This is a genomic window from Halorhabdus utahensis DSM 12940 (assembly GCF_000023945.1).
GTDB lineage: Archaea > Halobacteriota > Halobacteria > Halobacteriales > Haloarculaceae > Halorhabdus > Halorhabdus utahensis.
The window spans coordinates 388,528-410,218 of record NC_013158.1; the positions used below are offsets into that span (position 1 = coordinate 388,528).

The following is a 21,691-nucleotide window of genomic DNA, read 5'->3' on the forward strand; positions in this document are numbered from 1 at the left end:
TGCGAACGGCGACCAGCGGGAGCCGTGAGCAGCGAGGTCGAGTTGTTTTTGGTCCAGCTTTTTGCAAGGTGCCTTCCCGCAGGCCGCCAACGGCGGCCGAGGAAAGGCACCGCAGTAAAAAGGTGGTCTTCAGTAGTGCCAGGGGTACTCGTTGAAGTCCGGTTCCCGCCCCTCGTTGAAGGCGTCCCGGCCTTCCTGCGCCTCGTCGGTCATGTACGCGAGGCGTGTCGCTTCCCCCGAGAACACCTGCTGGCCGACCATGCCGTCCTCGGGGAGGTTAAAGGCGTACTTGAGCATCCGCATCGCGGTCGGGGACTTGCCCTCGATGCGCTTGGCCCACTCCAGGGCGGTGTCCTCCAGTTCCTCGTGGGGGACGACGTCGTTGACCATGCCCATATCGGCGGCTTCCTCGGCGTCGTAGCTCTTTCCGAGGAAGAAGATCTCGCGGGCCTTCTTCTGGCCGACCTGGCGGGCAAGATAGGCAGAGCCGAACCCGCCGTCGAAACTCCCCACATCGGGATCAGTCTGGAGGAACTTCGCGTGTTCCTCGCTGGCGAGCGTCATATCACAGATCACGTGCAGCGAGTGGCCGCCGCCGACCGCCCACCCGGGGACGACCGCAACGACTGGCTTTGGCATGTGGCGGATCTGACGCTGGACTTCGAGAATGTGGAGGCGGGGGCCTTCCTGGGATCCCCCAGCATCGCCACTGCCATCGTCCGCGTACTCATAGCCGGCGTCGCCGCGGATCGACTGGTCGCCACCCGCCGAAAACGCCCAACCGCCGTCCTTCGAAGAGGGGCCGTTGCCGGTCAGCAGGACAGTGCCGACATCGGTCTGGCGCTTGGCGTGATCGAGTGCCGTCGCGAGTTCGTCGACCGTCTCCGGCCGGAAGGCGTTGCGAACGTCGGGACGATCGAACGCGATTCGCACCGCGCCGACGTCGCGTGCCCGGTGATACGTGATGTCCGCAAAGTCAAACGACTCGATCGGGGCCCATCGATCCGGATCGAACAACTCCGAAACCATATCGGGAATCCGGGTTGCCGGCGCAAAAGCGTTCCCCGACGTCACGGAGACGCCGGGTGTCTGACGCTCTGCCAAAAGTTAAGGGACCCCCTCCCTACGATCCGTGTATGTCCATCGACCGAGACGCGACACCGCAGGAGATCACGTCACTGGTGGGGCGAGAGGTGTATTCGAGCAACGGGGTCTACGTCGGCGAAATCGAAGATCTACGCCTCGATCTCGACGCCGAAGCGGTTACCGGTCTCGCCCTCCACCAGTTGAACACCGAACTGTTCGACGCCGAGACGGCCAGCGCCCGCGGCGCGATCGTCCCGTATCGCTGGGTGCAGGCTGTCGGCGATATCGTGATCATCAACGACATCGTCGAACGCGTCCACGGGGCCGACGCAGACGAATCCGAGGAAGACATCGTCGCCTGACCGCAGTTTCTGCACGCAACGTCCGTCCGAGCCTCAACTCCCGTTCGAACTGTCGCTTCCTTCGACGCCCATCGCCTCGAAGAGTTTCGTTCGGACCGCTTCTTCGGTGAGTTCGAGCAACGTGTCCCGGTTGTCGTCGCTGGTCTCGATCCCGGTGAAGATGCCCAGCGGAATCTCGACGGAGGCGTCCGTCGAATGCCCGGCGGTTTCGCCGATGTCGCTGAAGGCCTCAGCGAGGACGTTGCCGATGTTCATCCGGATGTCCTTCGAACGAGCGGCCAGGTAGATGGTGTCGTCGGCGATGGCGAAGACAGCCGTCGTCGTGATCCCTTCGAGATTGAGGAGTTGTTGAGCGGCCTGCGTGAGCGCGTCGCGGTCGCGAATGAATCCCGCATTCGAAACCAGGTGACTCCCCCGGACCTGGCGATTCCGGATCGCTTCGGCGAGGACGTCGAGCGTTTCCGGACTCATACTCGGGGACTCGACCTGTTCGAGGGTGTCGTGGTCCGCAAAGGGATACAGGTAGGCGGCGGCGGTCAGATCTGCCGGCGTGGTGTCACGCTTGAAATCGAGCGTTTCGGCGCGGATGCCATATAAGAGCGCCGTGGCGACTTCCTGATCGAGACTGAGATCGAACTCCTGGACGTATTTCGTGAGAATCGTCGACGTGGCCGAGACGTTCGGCCGGACGTCGGTGAATTCAGCCTCCATCTCGGCTTCGACCTCGTAGTGATCGATGACGATGTCGATCGGCCCATCGACGTTCGAGGACAGTTCGCCGCTTTTGGCGTAATCGACCAGGGCAGACGTATCGTAGTCGGCGAGATCGACCGATTCACTCGACACCAGTTCGAGACCGAGCAGATTGACGAACGCTCGATTTTCGTGGTGGCCGATTTCACCCTCGTAAATCACGTCCGCCTCGACGTCGTGGTGTTCGGCGATCGCCCGAAGCGCAACCGCACTGGCGATCGAGTCCGGGTCCGGTCCACGATGGATCAAGATCGCCATGCGCTTGTCGGTCGCTTCGATGACGGCGGCGAGCTGACGGGCCTTGTGCTCCAGTTCGCCGGTTTCTAAGGCTCGCAATGCCGAGTCAGCGATCACGGCCGACGGATTGATGACCACGTTCGCACCGAGTTCCGAGAGGTCGTCCGCGGAAACCGGGTCGGACGCCCGGGCGACGATGAACTGGTCGTCGCTGTGGGCGCGAAGGTTCTCGACCGCGGTTTCGTTGGCCTCAACGTCCGAAGAGAGGATCAACACGACGTCTCGTGCCGCGAGATCGGCGACGATCGATTCGTCGCGGATGTCGGCCGTCTCGGCGTTGAGATCCTGATCTCTGAGTGCTTCAACCCGGCTCTCGTCCTGGTCGAGAATCAGGACGTCTTTCCCTTCCCGTTCGAGTTCCTCGGCCACCGCGTGGCCGACGCTCCCACACCCAAGGATCGCATACGAAGACATGGTGGCCATCGTAATCCCGCTACTCATAGTGACGAAACCGAAGGATCCCAGACCCTTATATCATCGCGGTTGTTCTCGGTTCCGAAAACTACCCGGATAGCCGCCGGAGTGCGGTCGGGCGAGACGAAAGGAAACGTATTTGAATCGCCCGACGAAAATCACGATTGCGTGGGCCGGTAGCTCAGTCCGGCAGAGCGTCTGACTCTTAATCAGACGGTCAGGGGTTCAAATCCCTTCCGGCCCGCTCACTCTGGCGCTCACAAATCCGTGAGCGCCTGTTGTGCGTCGCCGAAAGGGTTTGAACCACGCGAGTCACAGCATCCGAGCGAAGCGAAGCCGGAATATGAACGATGAGATAGTTCAAGCGTCCGCCCGGGCTACGGAGCGAGCGAACTCAAGGAGCGCCGACTTCGAAATGCCGCTCCCGGCAACTGAGTACCGCGCATCCGGCGTGGTCCAGGAGACACGCAACTCGGTACCAAGGTTGCGAAGCGTCGCGTTCCACTCTCCGACAGTCACCGCCTGTCCGTCCGTACTCGGCACGTATCGGGTCAGGTTGCTTTTCGAGACCGTGAGGACCGACGTCTCGTTGGCGTACTTGAGTCCGATGCTCCGGACGCGGTCGGTGACTGTCCGCGTCGCTTCTACCAGACGTAGCGTCTCAGGAACGGTCGGGTTCGGAACGGAGAACGACGCCACGGCGCGAAGGCTGGCAATGTCGACATACTCCTGCTGGCGCGCACTGTCAGCGTCGACGACGGTGACGTTCGGCGGCGGATCGAACCGGAACGTCTCCGCGGACAGCCCCGGATTGAACGTCACGTTCCGGTATGTGGTGGTGATCGATACGGGATCGCCGTCCCGGACGTATTCGGTGGTCCGCTTGATCGGTACGTACCACTCCGTATCGATCCACAGCGTCTGCTGGAAGTCGGCAACGACGCCAGCAGTACTGGTGTTTGACTCCAGATGCAGCACATATGCTGATCTCCCGTCGACAGTAGCAGTCCCGTCATAGCTGACAGTCATCGAACCGGCGATGCCTGCCGTTTGGTCACTGCTCTCCGGCACGAACGGCAACGGATCAATATCGTGCGCTTCCCCCCCATCCTCGGCGGCTCCTCGTTCGATGATAGCGAACAAGCGATCGAGCCGTGACGGAAGCGCCCTGGAAGTGTTCACACCGTCTATGCGCTTTGCCTCGGCAGAACCATGAGTATAGATCCACAGCGTAGTCCCGTTGGAAACCTGAATCTCCCGTCCAGTCGGCCCGTCTGTCACGTCTTCAAACCGATACTGACCAGTCCCTGGCCGTCGATAGACCCGGTCCAGGAAGCGAGAGGTGCGGTTATCACGATTGACGACCGTTTCTTTATCGGCAGTGAACCCATCGAGGGAGTCGTATCGTTCAGTAACGGATACGGCAAAGTCGGGCCCCCCAGAGTCAGCACTCACCCAGACGCCGACCGCGACGCTACTGCCGATCAGCAACACGGCAAACGCCACGATCCAGACAGATCGTCGCGAACGCGATCCCACCATCTACATGTATGACGTCCGGGACCGGACCAATAGTCGTTACGATCAGTCCAGGAAATTGGACGGCGTTCGTGGACGAAATATACTCCTGCGGTCGATACCGACCCCGATCAGTCTTCGAGCGCGTCGGCAATCCGTTCGAGTTCACGTCGCACGTCGTGAACTTCGTCACGGAGCTTGCGAACCTCGCGGGTGATCTCCTCGTTGCTGTCTTCTTCGCCCTCGCCTTCCGGTCCCATTTGCCCAGGTCCGCGACCACCTGGACCACCGGGGCCACCCGGACCACCACCCATCATGCCGCTCATCATCTGGGCGAACGGGTTGCCACCGCCCATCCCGCCGGGGCCGCCGCCCATGGACTCCTCCATCCGTTCGCGTCGGTCTTCCATGTCCATGTCTTCGCCACCTTCCTCGGCGCGCTCCTGGCGGATCTCCTCGACACGCTCACGGAAGGACTGCTCCTCATCGCCCGGTTCAGCGTCCGATTCTTCAGTGTCCTCAGGTTCGTCCGTCATGATTTTGGGTTTGCCATGCCGTCGGAAAAACGTTGCCGTCCGCCGACGAACCCTGGAGAAGGCAAAACCGATTCGAAACCCCGACCGGTGGCCGCTTCCCCACGTGACTGGGGGGGCGAGCAATAACTGAGCCGGCGACGAAGCAGTATGGTCATGCCGTCGCCAGCGAGCGCGGACGTGAATCGAATCACTCAAACGAACCGAGGCTGACCTGGAGATCACGAGCCGTTTCGCTTTGGGTAATCTCACACCCCACGAGATCACGCATATCGACCGCGTACGCCGTTCCGTTCCGCTCGATGACGAGGATGCGGCCCTTGGTTCCCCGAACCGATCCCGACAGAAGCGTCTCGGCGACCGGCCGATCGTTCAGCTCCAGGCCGTACGCGAAATCGAACCGCTCGAGCACCTCGAACGCCCCGAGCAACTCCTCCCACTCGTCCAGCAGGACGGATCGATGGAGACCGGCCACTTTGCGATCGACCCTGACGCTATCGCCGACAGTGGTTGCGATGTCTGCCTCGATCTGTCGGGCGATCCGGCCGTTATCGACGGTTCGAATATGGGCCCCGCGATCGGCTCCCTGCTCGCGAAGGCGTCGTTCGAGTCGCCAGGACCGGGTAACACCGACCTTGAACGTCTCGGGTGCGAACGCCGCCAGATAGACCGCGTGCTCCTCACGACAGCTTTCCAGGGGGAGATTACAGTCGCCCTGACATCGTGCACACGGCCAGCGATCAGTATGTTGGGGGCAGTAGGGGGCCGCTGTGGCGTCACAGCGGACGTGTGTCCCGTCGTCGATCGTTCCGGCACAGTGGCGGTTTTCGAGCGTGTACGTCAGAGTCTCGCCAGGATCGAGGTTCACTTCTCGAACTGCACCACCATCATGACTCACCAGCAGCCTGGCTGGTTCCTCCACACGTGGCCGGTACCCCACGACTTGCACGGTCGGTGGTAATCTACACCAACTCTTGGCTGTTGGGATCTTGGAGCCTGAACGGGTGGGCCGGCACCACAACAACCGAGGGCGAATCCGCAGACAAAAAGGTCGAGAAACGTGCATGGAAAGAACGGCATTCCGTGATCCTTATGCGGGTGCCCGCCGCGTCAACGGATATCGATGGAACCCGGAGAACGGCAGACCGAGAGACGAGGGGTGAGGGGAGCCCCGTCGAGACGGAGTCTGTTGCGTGCCGGCGGAGCGACCGTTGCGGCAGGGCTAGCCGGCTGTAGCCTGCTGGACGGAAACAACGATACAGCGGAGCTACAATCCTGTCCGATCGACGTCGAGGAGTCAGCCGCGGCCTACCGGACGCACCCGAACGACGACGTGCGGATGTGGCGTGGTGGGCTCCGTCGGCTCGGCTACTATCCCGAGGAGACCGTCCCCGAGTCGGTATCGGTCAACTGGACGTTCCCCATCAACTATATCGGTCACACGGCGGCGAAGTCCAGCCCGGTCCCGACACCGGATGGCGAACAGATCCTGTTCGCGGGCGACGAAGCGCGCATCGAGTCGTACCGTCCGTCCGGCCGGAACAACTGGACGACCTGGACGGCTGGGACCAGCCTGGGTTTTCACGGCTCGGCAGCGATCGTCGACGACGTCGCCTACATCGGATGCTACGACGGCGATATCTACGCGCTCGATATGGACTCGGGCGACGTAGTGTGGAACGTCTCGTCCGAGGATCTCGGGGATACGCTCGCGATCGGCTCCAGTCCAGCCTATTACAAGGGCATCCTCTACGTCGTCGCCGAGTACGAAAATCCATCGTCCGGGGCACTGTGGGCCATCGACGCCGAGACCGGCGACATCATCCACGTCGACGATCGCATGTGGGGACAGGCCCACCCCTCGCCGACGATCGACCTCGAATACGGCCGGCTCATCTCCGGCTCTAACGACGGGGCCGTCTACTGCTGGAAGTTCCCCTGTCTGGAGTTCGACTGGAAGTTCCAAACCGGCCCCGAAGGCGGCCCGAACGGCGAGCCAAAGGCCGACGGCGAGTTCAACCTCGGCGCGGAGGTCAAAGGGACGGCCCCGACCTTCGACGGCCGCGTCTACGTCGGGTCCTGGGACAACCACCTCTACTGTCTCGACGTCGAGACCGGCGAGGAGCTGTGGTCGTTCGAAGCAGGCAATATCGTGATGTCGAATCCGGCGGCCGACCCCAACGAAGGCGTGGTCTACGTCGGGAGTTCGGATCACTACGTCTACGCACTCGACGCCGAGACGGGCGAGCAACTATGGTCGAGAGATGTCGGCGGTCGAGTCACCGGCTCGGTGACCGTCACCGAACAAACGGTTCTGGTCGGGTCGACTGGCAGTTATCTGTATGCACTCGACAAGGAGACTGGCGAACCGCGTTGGTCCCGCAGCAATCGCGGCCACGTCACGAGCGCAGCGGTCCCGCTCGACGGCCGGATCTACTTCGCGGAACGCGCTGTCTTCAATAACTACTACGACGACACGAAAGAAACCGAACTCGTCGAACCCGGACACGCGTACTGCCTCGTCGAAGACTAGGGCCTTGCTGTGACTGCCTCACACCCGCAGGTGGAGAATATTTGTCCCGCGTTGCCCCTCGCTGCTCACGGCTCCCTGTGGTCGCCGCTCGCCGTTCCGAGGCCCTCACTTCGTTCGGGCCTCGCTATGCGCGGGACCGGATTTGAACCGGACCGAGAAATGCTCGCTCACTTCGTTCGCTGTGCGTTCCTCGTAGGGTTCAAATCCTAATGGCGACTGCAGTCGCTCGCGATTTTGCGAGCGACAGCAATGCGCGGGACCGGATTTGAACCGCGAGGACTTCGCTTCGCTCGTCCTCTGGGCCGCAAATCCTCATCGCGATTGCTGCTGCTCGCGGAGTTGCTCGCAGCACCAATGCGCGGGACCGGATTTGAACCGGCGGACCCCTACGGGATAGCGTCCTAAGCGCTACGCCGTTTCCTGGCTTGGCTACCCGCGCGCATCCTCACCTTCGGCCCGAATCAAATGAAGCTTCCCTTTCCCTGCACGGTGATTTTATATCGCTCCACCGAAAACCCCAACGCGTGTACCGCGCCCGTGATCAGGTGGACAACGAGAAATGGGTCGAGGCCATCGAAACCATCGGTGACCGCCTCGATCTGAGTGAGACTGCCCGCTCGCGCGCGACGGACGTCTTTCTCTCGAATGTCCCCGAGAAGGATCGCTCCAAACGGGCCGTCCTCGCCGCCAGCGTGTACGTCGGCGCGCTGGTCGCCGGCGAACGACACTCGCAGTCGGCCGTCGCCGAGGCCACCGACGTCTCGCGGCTGACGATCCAGCAACGCTGGAAAACACTTCTCGAAGAAACCGGCTTCGACGCGCCCGACTGGTGACTACGCCGTCGGCTCGCGGCCGTCGCGATCCGGAGTCAGATTGCCGTATTCATCGATCTCACCACGGACGATCCGCGTACTCGAGATCGGGTCGCCGTCCTCGGCCATGACGTGATCGACGACTTCGATCGAAAGCGGCTCGCGGTCGTGTTCCTCGCGGATCTCGTTGATTCGCTTGCCCCCGGTCTCGGTCTCCGGGGACACCACCAACACGTCGAATTGCTCTTCGGTCGCGATGCCGGTCGGCTCCTCGAGTTTCCGGATCGTATACGTCCGATCGTACTCGCGAGCGTACGCGGAGAGCTCCGCTTCGAGGTCGGCCAGTCGGTCGTCGTACGAGCGGACGGGCCGCCCCTCCTGGCGGGTCGTCGGCGCAAGCTCGTCGCTCGTCAGTCCAACTGTCACGTCCCCGAGTTCGAAGGCACGGTCGAACAGTGCCCGATGGCCGTCGTGGATCGGATCAAACGTACCCCCCAGCGCGACCTTCATACTGGAAGCCACGGCAGCGGGCGATTTATCTTCTACGATGCAAGAAGCCCGATCGGCCACCGTTTGGTCAGTAAAAACGGTCAATACGTCTATAAATACCGCTCATCGGTCGCCGAAAGTGAACGCCAAGAGTCCCGCTACTGTGGGACGTTCATTCGGAGTCAGCACTGTCGTCGGTTTCCTCGGTCGCGTCCGAGACCGTGATCGAAACTGGTTCGCTCGTCTCCTCGTCGTCCCCACTCAAATACGCGTCGAGATTCACGATGGTGTTCAACTCGTCTTGAATCTCTCCGATTGCGTCCCCGACAAGTTCACTCGGGGCGATCGCACTGTACTCGTAGGGGTTGTTCCCGGTTCCCTCGTGCTCACGTTTCTCGCGAACGACGATTCCATCCGTGTGAAGCTCAGCGAGCGTCTCCCGGACGGTACTCGGGTACAGACCAGTCCCGTCTGCGACCTCTTCGCTCGTCTGTTCGGTATTGGCCCGGAGATAGACGTAAATCCTGGCTCGCGTTTCGGTGTCGAGCACCCACGAGAGAACGTCGATCACACGCTCGTCGAACTCTTCGACCGCGCGCCCGGCCCCTTCCTCCAATCGCGACCGGACGTCCTCACTCTCACCACCGTCGTTCGGGTTGTCGTCGGTCATACTGTTGGGTCTAGAGGGACGAAAGAGTCCGACCGTCAAAAGCCCTCCCCTCACCGCGGTGACGGCCGACGTGGATCCTCGACCAGCAACGACGAGTACAGTCGGTCGACGCTGTCTTCGGCGAGTCGCCGCTGACGGGTAGCCCCGCTCTCGGCGGCCACCAAGGACGCGAGGCGATCCAGGTCGAGTCGGGAGCGATCACGTTCAATTGCCGTCATGAGGTCGATGGTCTCCGCCCCGTCGCGAGTGATAAACGACGCTTCCCGTCCATGCCGGATCGCCCGCCACTTGTTCTCATCGAGTAGTTCCCGTCGAACGGCGGTAATGGTTTCGCCATCTTCGTACCGGGCAGCGAGATCAAGGACGAGTTCGTGCACGTACTCGACCAGCGCCAACACGCGGTCGATGTCGGCCTGTGCGTCAGCCGTCCGGACTTCGACCGTGCCGTACTCAGTGTGTGGCCGGACGTCGAACCAGAGTTCGCCACGGTCACTGATCGAGTCAGTCTCGATCATACGCTGTTCGAAGCGGTGAAAGGACTCGAAGGAGTCAAATGTCGTGGGCATGCCCGTGTTTGGCAAGCCCTCGAACAGCTTGGCCCGAGCGGAGGAAAGCCCCGTGTCGAACCCGTTCCAGTACGGGGAGTTAGCCGCAAGCGCGAGGACGATCGGGAGATGCCACCGGATCTTGTTGGCGATCCAGACCGCTTTCTCGGCATCGTCGACACCGACGTGAACGTGCAGGCCAGCAGTCGTATTCCGATGCTGGGGATACTGGATCCGGTCGAGTTGTGACCGATATCGCGGCTTTTCGGCGTGTTCGAGTTCCCGCCACCTCGCGCCGGGGTGTAATCCTGCCGCGGCGATTTCGAACCCGTGATCGCGAGCGTGCTCGACAAGCGCCCCGCGAACGGCAGAAAGCGTCGCTGCCGCGTCCCCCGGATCCTCGATGACCGGCGTCTGGGACTCGATCACGAACTTGAACAGTTCGTGGTCGAGGCGGTTCTCCAAGATCGCCGGCGGTTCGGAGTTATAGACGAGCGTGTCAGTGCCGGAGACCGGTCGACCGTACTCGTCGACGACGAAGAACTCCTCTTCGATACCCAGCGTTCCCAGCTCCGTAAACGGACTCTCCGAAGCCGTCTCCATCGCTTCGAGCGTTAGATTGGGGCCGGCTAAAGGGTTCTGTTCCCCGACGGTAACGGCGTATCGAATCGGTACGGCAGCAACTCAGCGGGGACGAGCGATCACGGCCAGGTGATCGTCGTGATACGGCTCCAGAGACTGGCGGTCGAGGATCTCGTAGCCGGTCTTTAGCCGGTCGATCACGTCCGCGAAGACGGCATCCGGCTCCCGAGTGACGTCCTCGCTGCGAGCTTTGATCGCCATCACGAGCCGCCCGTCGTCCCTGAGGAATCGGCGGTTCGACAGCGCCACGTCCGCCTGCCCCCGCGTCGCCACGTCCTGGATGATCGCATCGACCGGCTCGACGACGTGAGCGTACGTCTCGGGAGCACGTGCATCCTTCAGGAGGGGAAAGAGTCGATCGCGGTCGGCAGCCACCTCGAGCAGATCCCGCATCGGGCGGGGGGCAAACTCGACCGCATAGGTCGGCCCGGCGAAGTCAGCGACGTGGCTGACAGTCGTCCCGCTCGCCGCACCGAGATAGAGCACAGTCTCGCCGCCCGCCAGCCCAGTGTCGACACCGAGCTCGAACATCGCCCCGAGTTTTGATCGATCCGGCACCCACTGTCGCCACCCCTCGCTGGTCGACTCGCCGTAGACCGGTTCACCCGTTGTAGCCAGCGATTGCGTTCCGTCGAAGGCCCGACGAGTGACGCCGTCAGGTAGGCTCATGCCCCTTCACCTCGCGAGCGGATCGTCTCGATCCGGTCATCGAGTTCAGCGTCGAGCTCGGGTCGTCGGTCGCCGCTGTAATGATCGATCCGTGCGGCGATGGTGAGTTTGCCAGCCAGTGCACGGGCGGCCGACCCACGCTGGGCTGGTACCGTTCCACTGACGTACTCGTGGGTGTAGATGATGCCGTGTTTCGGCGAGGGGGCCGAGCCCTGGAGATGGGCAAACAGCGCGTCCTCCGCGCCGAGCACCTGGACAGTCCCGCTCGGCTTTTTTGCCAGCGGTTCGAGGCCGCCGGCGAGCGAGATGAGCCTGGCGGCGAGCACTGGTCCCGCGAGCGCCGAGAGGTTGGGCGCGACATCCGGCGCAGTGGTTTCGATCGTCCGGCGGAGTTCAGCGGCCTCGTCGTCGAGGGCAACGACGCGCTGGGCCAGCGAAACGAGGTCGGCATCTGCCCGGTCGCTGGTCTCGCCGGTTACTAACTCACGAGCGTACCCGACCCCGGAACCGGCATCCGCGAGTCTGGTTCCGGCCCACTCGGCGACGCGCTCGGCGAGTTCGTTGGCGGTTCGTTCACAGTCGTCCATCGCCCGAACCGCGTGTTTGAGTTGCTGATCGTCGGCCCGCTCGCGCTCCCGGACCGCTGTCTCGGCCGCCGCTGTCGTGATCGAATGCAATGCATCGTAATACGCGTCGACGTCGTCGGCATAGCCCGTCTCGACGGCGAGTCCCGGCCAGTCGGCGGGGTCGTCGGCCTCACCGTCCCTGATTCGGGCCTGGGCGGTCGAATCGTCCCCGGCAGAAACATCGTGAAACCAGGCGCCTTCAGTGTTCATGGTCGTCCGTTGGCCCCCACGGCGAAAAAGCACGCGACTGCCGAAACACCCCGAGTCCATCCTCTCGCTCAACTGGTCGTGACAGTGAGCGACCGGGTTCGCGGTCCGTCACACTCGACGAAGAGGATCGACTGCCAGGTCCCGAGTTCCAGGGTGCCGTCGCTGACGGGGACCGTCACACTCGGCCCGATCAGCGACGCGCGGATGTGAGAGTCCGCGTTGTTGTCGATCTGATCGTGTGCCCAGCCATCGTCCTCCACCAACCCGTCGAGTGCCGTTTCGAGGTCACCGATGAGCCGCGGTTCGCCTTCGTTGATTGTCACTGCCGCCGTCGTATGGGGGACAAACACGGTTGCCGTTCCGTCCGCATTCGCCGGCACCGCGGTTGCGACCTGGTCGGTCACGTCGACGACCGAGAGCCGTTCGTCAGTACTGACAGACAGCGTTGTCGCCATACCTCACTGTGGGCGATTGCCGACAAAAACGCTTGCCCCATCAGAGCCACTCCTCGGGCTTGGTGTCGTAGTCCACGTCGTCGGCCGCAAGGTGTTCGACAGTCTCCCATTCGACAGTTTCCTTCGTCACCTGCGTGCCGTCGTACCGGAGTCGCTTGCCGACCTCGACGGGATCCGGCTCCCGATCGCCATGTCGGGCCCGGTCAACCTCGCGATCGTCGAATTCCTTCGCGATCGTGAGCAGATTGACTGGCCGACCCCATAGCTCGAAAACCCGCTTCAATACGTCGGTTGCCTCCTCGATATCGAGCATGACACCGTTGTACCGATGAGCGAGCAGGAGTTCACCGCTGTTGTCCTCGTTTGCGTCCTCGACGACGATCGTCGGCTTCCCGAAGTTGGTGAACTCCAGCATGAGCTTGCGTTTGACGTCCTCGGCGTCGACGCTTGAAACCCTGAAGTCGCCCGTCTTCTGACTGTGCTCGTACGCGAAGTAGTCATTGGCCGACACGAACTCGCCGGTCAGGAACGCGTCGATGAACGTCACGTCGTTGTGACTCTCACGGATCTCCCGCATGCGATCCCAGCCGCGGGTGTAATCGACGTCTCCTAAGGCCGCCTCGACGGTGTCGTAGCGCTGGTCGTCGAAGAGATACCGGGCGATCGACTCCAGGTCCGACTTGCTCGCCCGTTCGAGAAAGCCCCGTTGCTGGGGCTTCACCAGCGAGTAGTGGCGTTGGGCCAGTCCCTCGTACGTCAGGACTTTCCAAGGGTAGCGGTCGACATCGATGTCACCGTCCCGAGCACCGGAGAGTGTGTCATCATCGACACGCGGATCGTCGGGATCGATCGATTCCAGCCACCCGGGGACGTTCTGCACCCAGGCCGGCGGTTCGAGTCGCTCACGGACGGCCGCGAAGTCGACCTCGTTCTCGAGATTGCGCCAGGTGATCCCCTCGACCCGGAGCAGGCGTTCGAGGACTTCCCGGCGGTTGGTCCGGTTCTCGACGTACTCCCAGAGCTCCTTGCCCAGCTTGTAGGGGTTCAGCCCCCCGGACCCCAGCACGCGGGCCTGGTGATCGGCGTAGGTCAGGAACTCGTCAGTGCCGGCGAAGGCCTCCTCGCCCATCATCATCGACTCCCAGTAGGCCGCCCATCCCTCATTCATAACTTTTGTCATTTTCTGGGGTGCAAAGTAATGGGCCTCCCGGCGCAGTAGTTCGAGGATCTCCCGCTGCCAGTCGGTCATCTCGAGGGCCCTGTCGGTCTCCTCGTCGTACTGTTTGCCGTGGACAGCCAGGAAGCCGATGAGATCCTCGACGGGTTCGGGCGGGAAGCCCGCGTCCTCGTCCGCCCGCTCGTCGAAGAACGCCTCGTCGAACACCTGGCCCGTGACCTCCGCCGAGAGATCGAGTTCCTCGATGGCCGCCTCGGGATCGGGGCCGTCGATCTCTCCGTCCTCCTCTGTCGGTTCGACGGGCGCATAGGCGGCGTGCTGGTCGATCGTGTCCTCGAGACACAGCACGTGGTCGATCCAGCGTTCGACGGCCCCCCGGTCGATCTCGGGGTCCTGCATGAACTCCCGGATCCGGTCGGCGTGGCGGGCGAGCATCGCCGTGGCGTCCGGTCCGCGACGGTCGGGGTCGGCCCGCTGGTCGACCCCGTGGCTGAACAGCCCGAACCACTCGTTGTTCGCGAAGAAGTCGGCGTGGGCTTCGACGTGGGTGATGACGGCCTTCTGGTCGGCCATGCTGTTTGATTCCTGGAGGAACGCGTGGGCCGGGTTGTCGTTGTTGACGATCTCGAAGGCCTTCCCGCCGAGGAACTGGCCCTGCTTTTGCTGGCGGTCGTAGGCCATCCCCCACCGCCAGTGGGGGTAGCGCTGCTGGAAGCCGCCGTAGGCGATGAGCTGGTTCATCTCGTCGTGGTCGACGATCCAGTAGTTGACGGGGTAGGGATCCAGACCCAGGGCCCTGGCCAGTTCGCCCGCTTTCTCGACCGGGTCCCGGAGCCGGCGTGCGGTCTCCTTGGCGTCAGTGCGGTTCTCGATGGGACTCATGATTCCTCCGTGCTGAGAATCTCGTAGATGGCGTCGGTGACGTCACCCGGCTCGTTGACGAACGCCACGGCCACGTCCTCATTCGCGGTGAAGTGGCGCTGTACCTCCTCGGCGTGGGTCGCGTTGATCGCCTCACCGCCCGGCTGGGTTTCGACGTATGCGTGGCGGTTGGCATCGATCTCCTCCATCAGCGGGATCACGCGATCCTCGGTATCGTTGCTGGAGTTCTCGCTGTCGCCGGCGGCCAGCACGTAGCGGTTCCACTCACTGAAAGGATACTCGGCGTCGAGGATCTCCCTGGTTCGCTCGTAGGCACTTGAGATCTTGGTGCCGCCACCCGAGCGGATACCGAAGAACTCCGAACGGTTGACTTCCCAGGCCTCGGCATCGTGGGCAATGTAGACGAACTCGGCATTGTCGTACTTCCCCTGGAGATACCAATCAAGCGGCGTGAACGTTCGCTCGACGAGTTCGCGCTTGCGTTCACGCATGCTCCCCGAGACGTCACGGATGTTGACGACGACGACATTTCGCTCCGTACGCTCGATCGTCTCCGGGTAGCGATAGCGCTCGTCCTGCCGGCGGAAGGGGACGTCGTCGATCCCCTCCCGTCGAAGCCGATCGACGGCGCGTTCACGCTCGACGGACGACTCCATCGCCTCGATCGACGGCCACTTGGTGCGCTCACCCGCCGGCAGGTCGTCGTCCTCGCCTTCGACCCAACCAAGCGAAACGGGTATCCCCTGCTCGCGTGCCCAGGCAAAGACATCCTCGGGGCCCCACCCCTCGACTTTCAGCGCCTCGCGGACGTACGACTCGTCGAAGTCCATCGCCAGCTTGCGAGTGATCCCGCGCTTGAACAGCGTCTCGAAATCGAGCGTACTGGAGGGACCAGTCCGGGCGACATCGGTAAACTCGCCGTCGACTTCCTCGATGACCTGCTTGCCCTTCGGTTCGAGGTCGAGGCCGAGTTCCTCGTCGAGTTCCTGGGCGAACTCCTCGGGATCCATCTCGTAGTAGTCGTGTTCGCCTCCCTCCTCACCTGGATCCCCGTCCTCGTCGCCGTCACCTGGCTCGGGCTGACCGACGGGATCGCCGACGTCCGGCTGTTCGCCCTGGCCCTGTCCGACGCCGCCGCGGTCACGACGGTCGTAGACGAACTCCGGAAGGTCGACGATCTTGATGGGGATCCGCACCGCGTCGGCGCGGCTCTCCCCGAGGTCGCCGTACTGAATGAACTCCGCGAGGTCCTGGCGGCGCTGTTCGCCGACCTCGCGGTAGCGCTCGAGGTCCTCCCTCAGTCCCATCTGTGGGCCACCTCCTCCAAGACGTACCGGCTGGTCAACTCCGCCGAGGCGGGGCTGTAGCCGTAATCTCCGACCAGCACGTCGATCGTCCGCTCCTTGACGCGCTCGGTCTCGGTGCCCGCCGGCGGGTCGGCCCACTGGTGGGGATCGAAGTCCTCGAAGGTGCGCCGGACGGCCTCCCAGTCGTGACTGCCGAGGATCGACTCGATGACCGGGATCGACTCGGGGTCGAACTCCTCGACGGCGAAGCCCTCGTCGCGGGACTCCCAGGCGTGGCGGTTGATCGCCGTCACGATCTTGTCGTTCCTGAATGCGCGGACGGCCTCGCCGGGTTCGTCGCCGTCGTAGTGACTCTCGTCGAAGCGCCCGAGGTGTTCGACCTCGAAGACCCGCATCGTCAGGGGATCCGGGGGCACCTCCTCGCCGCGGTCGTTCTCGACGCGGCCGTCGGTCGCCCACGCGTAGACGGCTTCGACGTACTCGGCGACGGTCTCGCGTTCGACACGCTTCTCCTTGAGCATCGCCCCGAGGACATCCGCCTCCTGACGAGTGGAGATGTGCGTCCGGACCTGGTTGACCCGCTCCTCGAACGTCTCGACCTCGCTCTCGCCGAAGACGGGGGCTTCGGATAGCCCTTCAGCCATCGCCGCCAGCACGTCCCGGGGCATGAGTACCGACTCCACATCCAGATCAGGGTGATGACGCTCGCGGTCGGCGTACAGCAGGTCGGCGATCACGTCCCGGGTGAAGGTGACGGGGATACCGCGTTCGCCGTCGCCAGCGTGATCTTCGAAGTCGAACTCGTCGGCGTCGACCCGTTCGTTTCCCTCCTCCAGATAGCCCTGGTCGAAGAGTAGCGCCTTGTCGACCAGGTCGAGTGCGTCGGGGAGATCCGTCTTCGAGAGTCGCGAGACGACGTCGTACAGTGCCGCCCCCTCGATCGTGTGGGGCGCAAGCTCGACTGCAGTCGTGCCTTCGGCCTCACGGACCTCGACATGTACCGGTTCACGAATGCGCTCGGCGAGTTCATCGTAGGTGCCAGCGGTCCAGACGGCCGTCTCGCCGGTCAGCTCCCGATGGAGGAGTTCGGCCTCCAGCGAGAGCGTCGTGAGGTAGGCGAAGCGGTGTTTGTCCAGGCGGCGCTTCAAGGCCTTCAGCGGGTCCGAACCGCCGCGTTCGGCGTGCTGGTCGAGCTGGGCCTCGAGGTCGGGATTCGAGATAATCAACAGCTGGGTGTCGACGTCCATCTCGATGCCGCGGTCGAGTTTCACCGAGCGCTCGTCGGGGACGTTCAGCAGTTTCCGCAGGAGGTCGGCGTGCTGGGCGGCGTCCTCGACGACCGTGAGCACGCCGTTGCCCTGGCTGAGGACGCCGTCGTAGGAAAAGGCCTGGGGGTTCTTCCGCCCCCGGGAGTTCAGCTCCCGGAGCATGCCGCCCATCCAGGAGCCGACCAGCCGTTCCTTGGGCGTGCCCTCGTCCTCGGCGTGCAGGACGCCGATGCCCTGCCCGACGTCGACGACGTAGTTCTTCACGCGGAGATGGCGCGGGTCGGTCACGGCCGAGAATAGCCCGTCCACGCCGTCCCGGCGGTACTGCTCTTCCAAGTACTCGTAGGCCTCCCGCGAGAACGGATCGAGGTCGGTCTCAACGGTCACGTCCGGGTGGTCGCCGAGCCGGTCGTTGAGGTCGGCGACGAGGTCGGCGCGGACCTCCCGCGGGAAGGCGGCGAGGGGGTGGGTCTGGACCGGGCTCTCCAGCCAGTCCTCCTCGTCGCTCTCGGGCACGTCGCCGTAGGTGAGTCCGCTCCCGGTACTGTCGGCACCAGAGGCGTTCCACTCGACGGTGTAGCGTCGGCCTTCTTCCGTCCGGGAGTAGGCTCGTAGGCCATTGATCAGACACCGTTTGAGTTCGGACTTGCCGGTCGCGGTCGGGCCGGCCAGCCAGATTATCTTCTCGGCCTTCCCGCGGCGGGCGGCGATCGTCCGCAGGTCCTCGACTAATCCGTTGAGTACGTCCGTGTTGCCCAGAATGGCGTGTTCGCCGTCGTTGTGCGGGTCGTCGAAGAAGCGGTATCGCTCGCGCTCCTCGCCCTCCTCGACGACGGTCCGGGTCCCGGCGGCCTCGATCGCGTCGAGGAGATACGTGCTCGCGCCCGCGGCCAAGTGGGGCTCTTCGAGGATCGTCTCGACGTAGGATTCGAGACTCATCGGGGGCTCGTAGGTCTCGGCCAGCTGGCGGTCGGCGGCGGCGACGTAGCTGTCGGCGTCCCGGCCAGCCCGGTCGGTTCCCCCTCGATCGGTGCGTTCGGGACTCATTCTTCGAGTTCGGTCTTGGCGACCTCCGCGCCCGCGAACTCCAGGACTTCGACGGCACCGTCCCGGGAGTAGCCCTGTTCGAGCAGGGCCTCGATCCAGGCGTTTCGGTCGTCGTCGTCCATCTCCGAACTGGCGACCAGCGCGGAGAAGTTGATGTTGTGTTTCTTGTCTTCCCAGAGCTTTCGTTCGAGGGCCCGACGAAGCCGTTCGTTGTCCTGCGGGCTGAAGGTGTCGCCCTCGCGCGCCCGTCGGGAAACCCAGTTCGAGACTTCCTGGCGGAAGTCGTCCTTGCGGTCCTCGGGGATGTCGAGATGCTCCTCGACGCTGCGGAGGAACTGCTCGTCGGGTTCGGCCTCCCGGCCGGTGAGTTCGTCCTCGACGGTGTCGTCGTCGATGTAGGCCATGACGTGGTCCATGTACTTCTCGCCCTGGCGCTGGATCTCCTCGACATCGTAGGCGAGCGCGTGGCGCACGTCGTCGATCGCCCGGTCGCGGTACTCCTCGCGGGTGAGTTCGAGGTAGCGGTAGTAGGTCTCGAAGCGCTCGGCGGGGATCGACCCGTGATGTTCGAGGTTGGCCTCGAAGTGGTTGAACGCCGTCAACGGCGAGAGGAAGTCCCGATCGCGGTGCATCGAGTCCATGATCGCCTCGGCGATCTCGTCGCCGATGAACCGTGGCGAGACGCCGTCCATGCCCTCGCCGATGTCCGCCGACTCGGCGGCCTCCTCCCGGAGTTTCTTGAGGTCGACATCCTCGGCCTCCTCATTCTCGCCGTTGTAGGCTTTGGCCTTCTGGAGGATCGAGACGGACGACTCGTCGGGTTCCTCGATACGGGTGAGCACGCCGAACAGGCCGGCCATCTCCAGGGTGTGGGGTTCGACGTGGATGTCCGGCAGGTCGGCGTTCCGGAGCATCTTCCGGTAGATCATCGCCTCGTCCCCGTAGGAGAGCACGTACGGGAAGTCGATGCGCTTGGTCCGGTCGTTGAACGCCTCCATCTTCTCGTCGCCCTTCTTCTCGCGGTACTCGGGCATGTTCGTCCGGCCGACGATCACCTGATCGATGTCGATCCGCGGGTTGTTGCGGGGTTTGATCGTCTGCTCCTGGGTCGCATGGAGGAAGTCATAGAGGAACTCCCGTTGAAGCTTGAGGAGCTCCTCCCCGGAGAAGATGCCGCGATTGGCGTTACAGAACGCCCCGGAGTAGTCGAACGCGCGCGGATCGCTCTCGCCATAGACGGCGATCTTGCTGTAGTTGACGTCGCCAGTGAGTTCCGTCTCGTCCTGGTTTTTCTTGTCCTTGGGCTCGAACGTCTCGATCGCCTGGCGCATGTTCTCGTCTGCGACCAGCCGGATGATCTCGACGTGGTTTTCAAGGACAGACTGGAGGTCATCGTCGTAGTGGGCGAGCAGTCGATCCATGTAGAACTCACTGGCGGGATCGGGAGACTGCTCGTTACGGATCGTATACGGTGCCTCCAGGGCTTCGTTGAGATCCTCGAGAACCCGGTCGCGCTGTTCCTGGGGCAACAGGACCAGTGGGTCCTGATTCATCGGCGATCGCACGGTATCGTCGTCAGGATCCTGGTCGGGGATGACGTCCCGGAGGTTCGTCCACCGGAAGGTGTACATCCGGCCGGCGTCCCGTATGGTATAATCCTCGAAGTACCGCCGAACCTGTCGGTCGAAGTCGGATTTGCCGGACCCAACAGGACCCAACAGGAGTTTGATCCGTTTCTCGGGGCCGAGTCCCCGCGAGCCACTCTTGACCTTGTTGACGAACTCGTGGATCGCTTCGTGGATCACCCGGCCGTAGAAGGTGTTTTCGCCCTCGTCGAGCGGGTCTGTCGCGGCGAGTGCATACTCGACGACGCCCTCGTCCTCGTCGTACTCCGTCCCGTAATGGTCGAACATGTCCGCGACCCGCTGGTGTGCGTTGCGGGCGATCTTGGGTGATGCCTGGAGTTCGTCCAGATACCACTGGAACGAACGGGTTTCCCGCAGGTCGGCCGGGATCGAATCCCGATAGTGTTCGTTGAGCGTTTCGAGGGTGTTTCTGGTGCCATTCATGCTATCACGATCGGTTCATCCCACCTCGCCTGTTTCCGGGACACGTCAACGACCTGTCCGGGGCCGGGTATTGATGCGGGCGCATATATTGTCATGCGAATTCATACCAAGGCCGGCCCGAGAGAGACGCATCCCGGCAGAGCGGCGATAGCAGGAAACCACCGACGTTTTATGCTAGAAGTTTTTCAATTACTTAAACGTTGTCCTGGCTCGGGAGAGGTGGCTTACACGAGAACCCCAGAACAGACCGAGCACACCGATACTGCGTTGAGATGGGCCGGAAAGTTGCATCGGCTTCGATGGAAACCTGAACGGGGCCACAACCGACGACGATATCACCGGCGGGTCGGTGGCGGGGGGACAGAGACCGGGGACAGTGTCTTGGACCATGCCGCGGTACACTCGGGGAGACGACTCCAAACGAGACGTTCTTGCATCGAGGGACCGAACGGAATCTGTGACCATTGCAGAGCTACCGACCGGGTGGGAGGTCTGGAGCGAAGAAGCAACCAGACTCGTCCTCGTCTATCGACCCGACATCTTCGACACCGAAACGTTTCCTGCCCCGTGTCTGCCGACGCTGTACGTGACAAAAGGGACTCGCGACCGTCGCCCTGGTCGTCCGGATCCCGACGTGGACGATCCATGGCACGTGACGCTCTATCTCGAACCCGAGGTCGAGGGTGAGAATGACGCCTTCGATGATCGGGACGAAGCGCTCTCCGGAGCACTCGAACTCGCGAGGGCGTTCGATGCGGGCGAGCTCGACTATCGCTCCTGGTATCAGGTGCCGCGGGCGGCGTATCTCGATCGTCTCGATGAACTTACCGGTCGAGGGACTTAATCGGCGTGGCGGCGTAGGCCGCTGTAATGACCCAGATAACGCTTCTCGGAACGCGACTCGCCGAACCCGGTACGGAGTTCGTCTATCAAGGTGAGTCTCCCGCCTGCGACGGGTGTCCCTACCGTGACCAGTGTCTCAATCTCGACGTCGGTCGGCGATATCACGTGACGTCCATCCGTGACGGGGCGAGTACCTTGGACTGTGCTGTCCACGACGAGGGCGTCACCGCCATCGAGGTCGAGCCCGCACCGATCCAGGCCAACGTGACGAGTCAGAGTGCATACGCCGGCAGCAAAGTCGAACTCGAGGGGACCTGTCCCCACGAGGAGTGTCCGAGCCACGGTCTCTGTGAGCCGGCCGGGGCCGACTTCGAGACGCCCTACCGGATCGACAGCGTGATCGGCGATCCCCCACACGAGTACTGCATGCTCGACCGCGACCTCACGAAAGTGGAACTCGCACCCCCCGAGTCGGAGTGACAGC

Annotated in this window: 20 protein-coding genes and 2 tRNA genes; 6 read left to right on the forward strand and 16 right to left on the reverse strand. The window is 63.1% G+C overall.

The annotated features are described in order from the left end of the window. Nucleotides 1-129: 129 nt before the first annotated feature. On the reverse strand, nucleotides 130-1,029 hold the full coding sequence (locus tag HUTA_RS01935; protein ID WP_012795459.1) for a 1,4-dihydroxy-2-naphthoyl-CoA synthase: 900 nt from the start codon (nucleotides 1,027-1,029) through the stop codon (nucleotides 130-132). A gap of 107 nt (nucleotides 1,030-1,136) precedes the next feature. Between HUTA_RS01935 and HUTA_RS01940 the strand changes: the two genes are divergently transcribed. Continuing rightward, nucleotides 1,137-1,448: a PRC-barrel domain-containing protein gene (locus tag HUTA_RS01940; RefSeq protein WP_012795460.1), complete on the forward strand. Its 312-nt coding sequence runs from the start codon at nucleotides 1,137-1,139 to the stop codon at nucleotides 1,446-1,448. Nucleotides 1,449-1,481: 33 nt separating this feature from the next. On the opposite strand, the gene HUTA_RS01945 is transcribed toward HUTA_RS01940, so the two are convergent. Then, nucleotides 1,482-2,939 carry a DHH family phosphoesterase gene (locus HUTA_RS01945; RefSeq protein ID WP_012795461.1) on the reverse strand — a complete coding sequence of 486 codons (1,458 nt, stop codon included), beginning with the start codon at nucleotides 2,937-2,939 and terminating at the stop codon, nucleotides 1,482-1,484. 143 nt (nucleotides 2,940-3,082) lie between these two features. On the opposite strand from HUTA_RS01945, the gene HUTA_RS01950 reads away from it, so the two are divergent. Next, nucleotides 3,083-3,156: transfer RNA gene (locus tag HUTA_RS01950), tRNA-Lys, on the forward strand. A 116-nt stretch (nucleotides 3,157-3,272) separates the two neighbouring features. Here the strand turns inward: HUTA_RS01950 and HUTA_RS01955 are convergent. The 3 genes from HUTA_RS01955 to HUTA_RS01965 all read right to left on the reverse strand — a co-directional run bounded on the left by HUTA_RS01955 (nucleotide 3,273) and on the right by HUTA_RS01965 (nucleotide 5,912). Then, complete coding sequence (locus HUTA_RS01955) at nucleotides 3,273-4,094, reverse strand: LolA family protein (protein WP_169304877.1); 822 nt, start codon at nucleotides 4,092-4,094, stop codon at nucleotides 3,273-3,275. Nucleotides 4,095-4,561: 467 nt separating this feature from the next. Then, entirely contained in the window at nucleotides 4,562-4,969 is a 408-nt protein-coding gene (locus HUTA_RS01960) for a hypothetical protein (RefSeq protein ID WP_143920398.1), read from the reverse strand. 184 nt (nucleotides 4,970-5,153) lie between these two features. Then, nucleotides 5,154-5,912 (reverse strand): DUF2797 domain-containing protein, encoded by a 759-nt coding sequence (locus HUTA_RS01965; protein ID WP_049941148.1) that lies wholly within the window; start codon nucleotides 5,910-5,912, stop codon nucleotides 5,154-5,156. Between the two features lie 174 nt (nucleotides 5,913-6,086). Here HUTA_RS01965 and HUTA_RS01970 point away from each other — a divergent pair, with 174 nt between their 5' ends. Then, nucleotides 6,087-7,496 (forward strand): outer membrane protein assembly factor BamB family protein, encoded by a 1,410-nt coding sequence (locus tag HUTA_RS01970; protein WP_012795465.1) that lies wholly within the window; start codon nucleotides 6,087-6,089, stop codon nucleotides 7,494-7,496. Nucleotides 7,497-7,851: 355 nt separating this feature from the next. Here HUTA_RS01970 and HUTA_RS01975 read toward each other — a convergent pair. Continuing rightward, nucleotides 7,852-7,935, reverse strand: a tRNA-Leu gene (locus HUTA_RS01975). Nucleotides 7,936-8,020: 85 nt separating this feature from the next. Between HUTA_RS01975 and HUTA_RS01980 the strand changes: the two genes are divergently transcribed. Further along, the gene (locus tag HUTA_RS01980) at nucleotides 8,021-8,329 is read left to right on the forward strand and encodes a cyclin family protein (RefSeq protein WP_012795466.1); all 309 of its coding nucleotides are present in this window, start codon (nucleotides 8,021-8,023) and stop codon (nucleotides 8,327-8,329) included. Here the strand turns inward: HUTA_RS01980 and HUTA_RS01985 are convergent, their stop codons facing one another. The 10 genes from HUTA_RS01985 to HUTA_RS02030 all read right to left on the reverse strand — a co-directional run bounded on the left by HUTA_RS01985 (nucleotide 8,330) and on the right by HUTA_RS02030 (nucleotide 20,364). Next, a complete protein-coding gene (locus HUTA_RS01985) occupies nucleotides 8,330-8,818 on the reverse strand; it encodes a phosphopantetheine adenylyltransferase (RefSeq protein WP_012795467.1) in 489 nt (162 codons plus the stop codon). It abuts the gene before it with no gap. Nucleotides 8,819-8,969: 151 nt separating this feature from the next. Further along, on the reverse strand, nucleotides 8,970-9,467 hold the full coding sequence (locus HUTA_RS01990) for a winged helix-turn-helix domain-containing protein (RefSeq protein WP_012795468.1): 498 nt from the start codon (nucleotides 9,465-9,467) through the stop codon (nucleotides 8,970-8,972). Nucleotides 9,468-9,517: 50 nt separating this feature from the next. Next, entirely contained in the window at nucleotides 9,518-10,615 is a 1,098-nt protein-coding gene (locus HUTA_RS01995; protein WP_012795469.1) for a glutamate--cysteine ligase, read from the reverse strand. An 81-nt stretch (nucleotides 10,616-10,696) separates the two neighbouring features. After that, nucleotides 10,697-11,323 carry a fibrillarin-like rRNA/tRNA 2'-O-methyltransferase gene (locus HUTA_RS02000; protein WP_012795470.1) on the reverse strand — a complete coding sequence of 209 codons (627 nt, stop codon included), beginning with the start codon at nucleotides 11,321-11,323 and terminating at the stop codon, nucleotides 10,697-10,699. Then, nucleotides 11,320-12,159, reverse strand: a complete 840-nt coding sequence (locus tag HUTA_RS02005; protein ID WP_049941149.1) for an NOP5/NOP56 family protein — start codon at nucleotides 12,157-12,159, stop codon at nucleotides 11,320-11,322. Before HUTA_RS02005 ends, HUTA_RS02000 begins: the two co-directional genes overlap by 4 nt. A 68-nt stretch (nucleotides 12,160-12,227) precedes the next feature. After that, the gene (locus HUTA_RS02010; protein ID WP_012795472.1) at nucleotides 12,228-12,614 is read right to left on the reverse strand and encodes a secondary thiamine-phosphate synthase enzyme YjbQ; all 387 of its coding nucleotides are present in this window, start codon (nucleotides 12,612-12,614) and stop codon (nucleotides 12,228-12,230) included. 40 nt (nucleotides 12,615-12,654) lie between these two features. Continuing rightward, on the reverse strand, nucleotides 12,655-14,673 hold the full coding sequence (locus HUTA_RS02015) for a SpoVR family protein (RefSeq protein WP_012795473.1): 2,019 nt from the start codon (nucleotides 14,671-14,673) through the stop codon (nucleotides 12,655-12,657). Continuing rightward, entirely contained in the window at nucleotides 14,670-15,980 is a 1,311-nt protein-coding gene (locus HUTA_RS02020; protein WP_012795474.1) for a YeaH/YhbH family protein, read from the reverse strand. The genes HUTA_RS02015 and HUTA_RS02020 overlap by 4 nt, the downstream gene beginning before the upstream one ends. Continuing rightward, on the reverse strand, nucleotides 15,971-18,295 hold the full coding sequence (locus tag HUTA_RS02025; RefSeq protein ID WP_012795475.1) for a PrkA family serine protein kinase: 2,325 nt from the start codon (nucleotides 18,293-18,295) through the stop codon (nucleotides 15,971-15,973). Before HUTA_RS02025 ends, HUTA_RS02020 begins: the two co-directional genes overlap by 10 nt. Next, nucleotides 18,292-20,364, reverse strand: coding sequence for a PrkA family serine protein kinase (locus HUTA_RS02030; protein WP_012795476.1), 2,073 nt, complete (start codon nucleotides 20,362-20,364; stop codon nucleotides 18,292-18,294). Before HUTA_RS02030 ends, HUTA_RS02025 begins: the two co-directional genes overlap by 4 nt. A gap of 457 nt (nucleotides 20,365-20,821) precedes the next feature. On the opposite strand from HUTA_RS02030, the gene HUTA_RS02035 reads away from it, so the two are divergent. After that, entirely contained in the window at nucleotides 20,822-21,208 is a 387-nt protein-coding gene (locus HUTA_RS02035) for a DUF5820 family protein (protein WP_049941150.1), read from the forward strand. Nucleotides 21,209-21,234: 26 nt separating this feature from the next. Then, entirely contained in the window at nucleotides 21,235-21,687 is a 453-nt protein-coding gene (locus HUTA_RS02040) for a UPF0179 family protein (RefSeq protein WP_012795478.1), read from the forward strand. The last annotated feature ends 4 nt before the right edge of the window (nucleotides 21,688-21,691 follow it).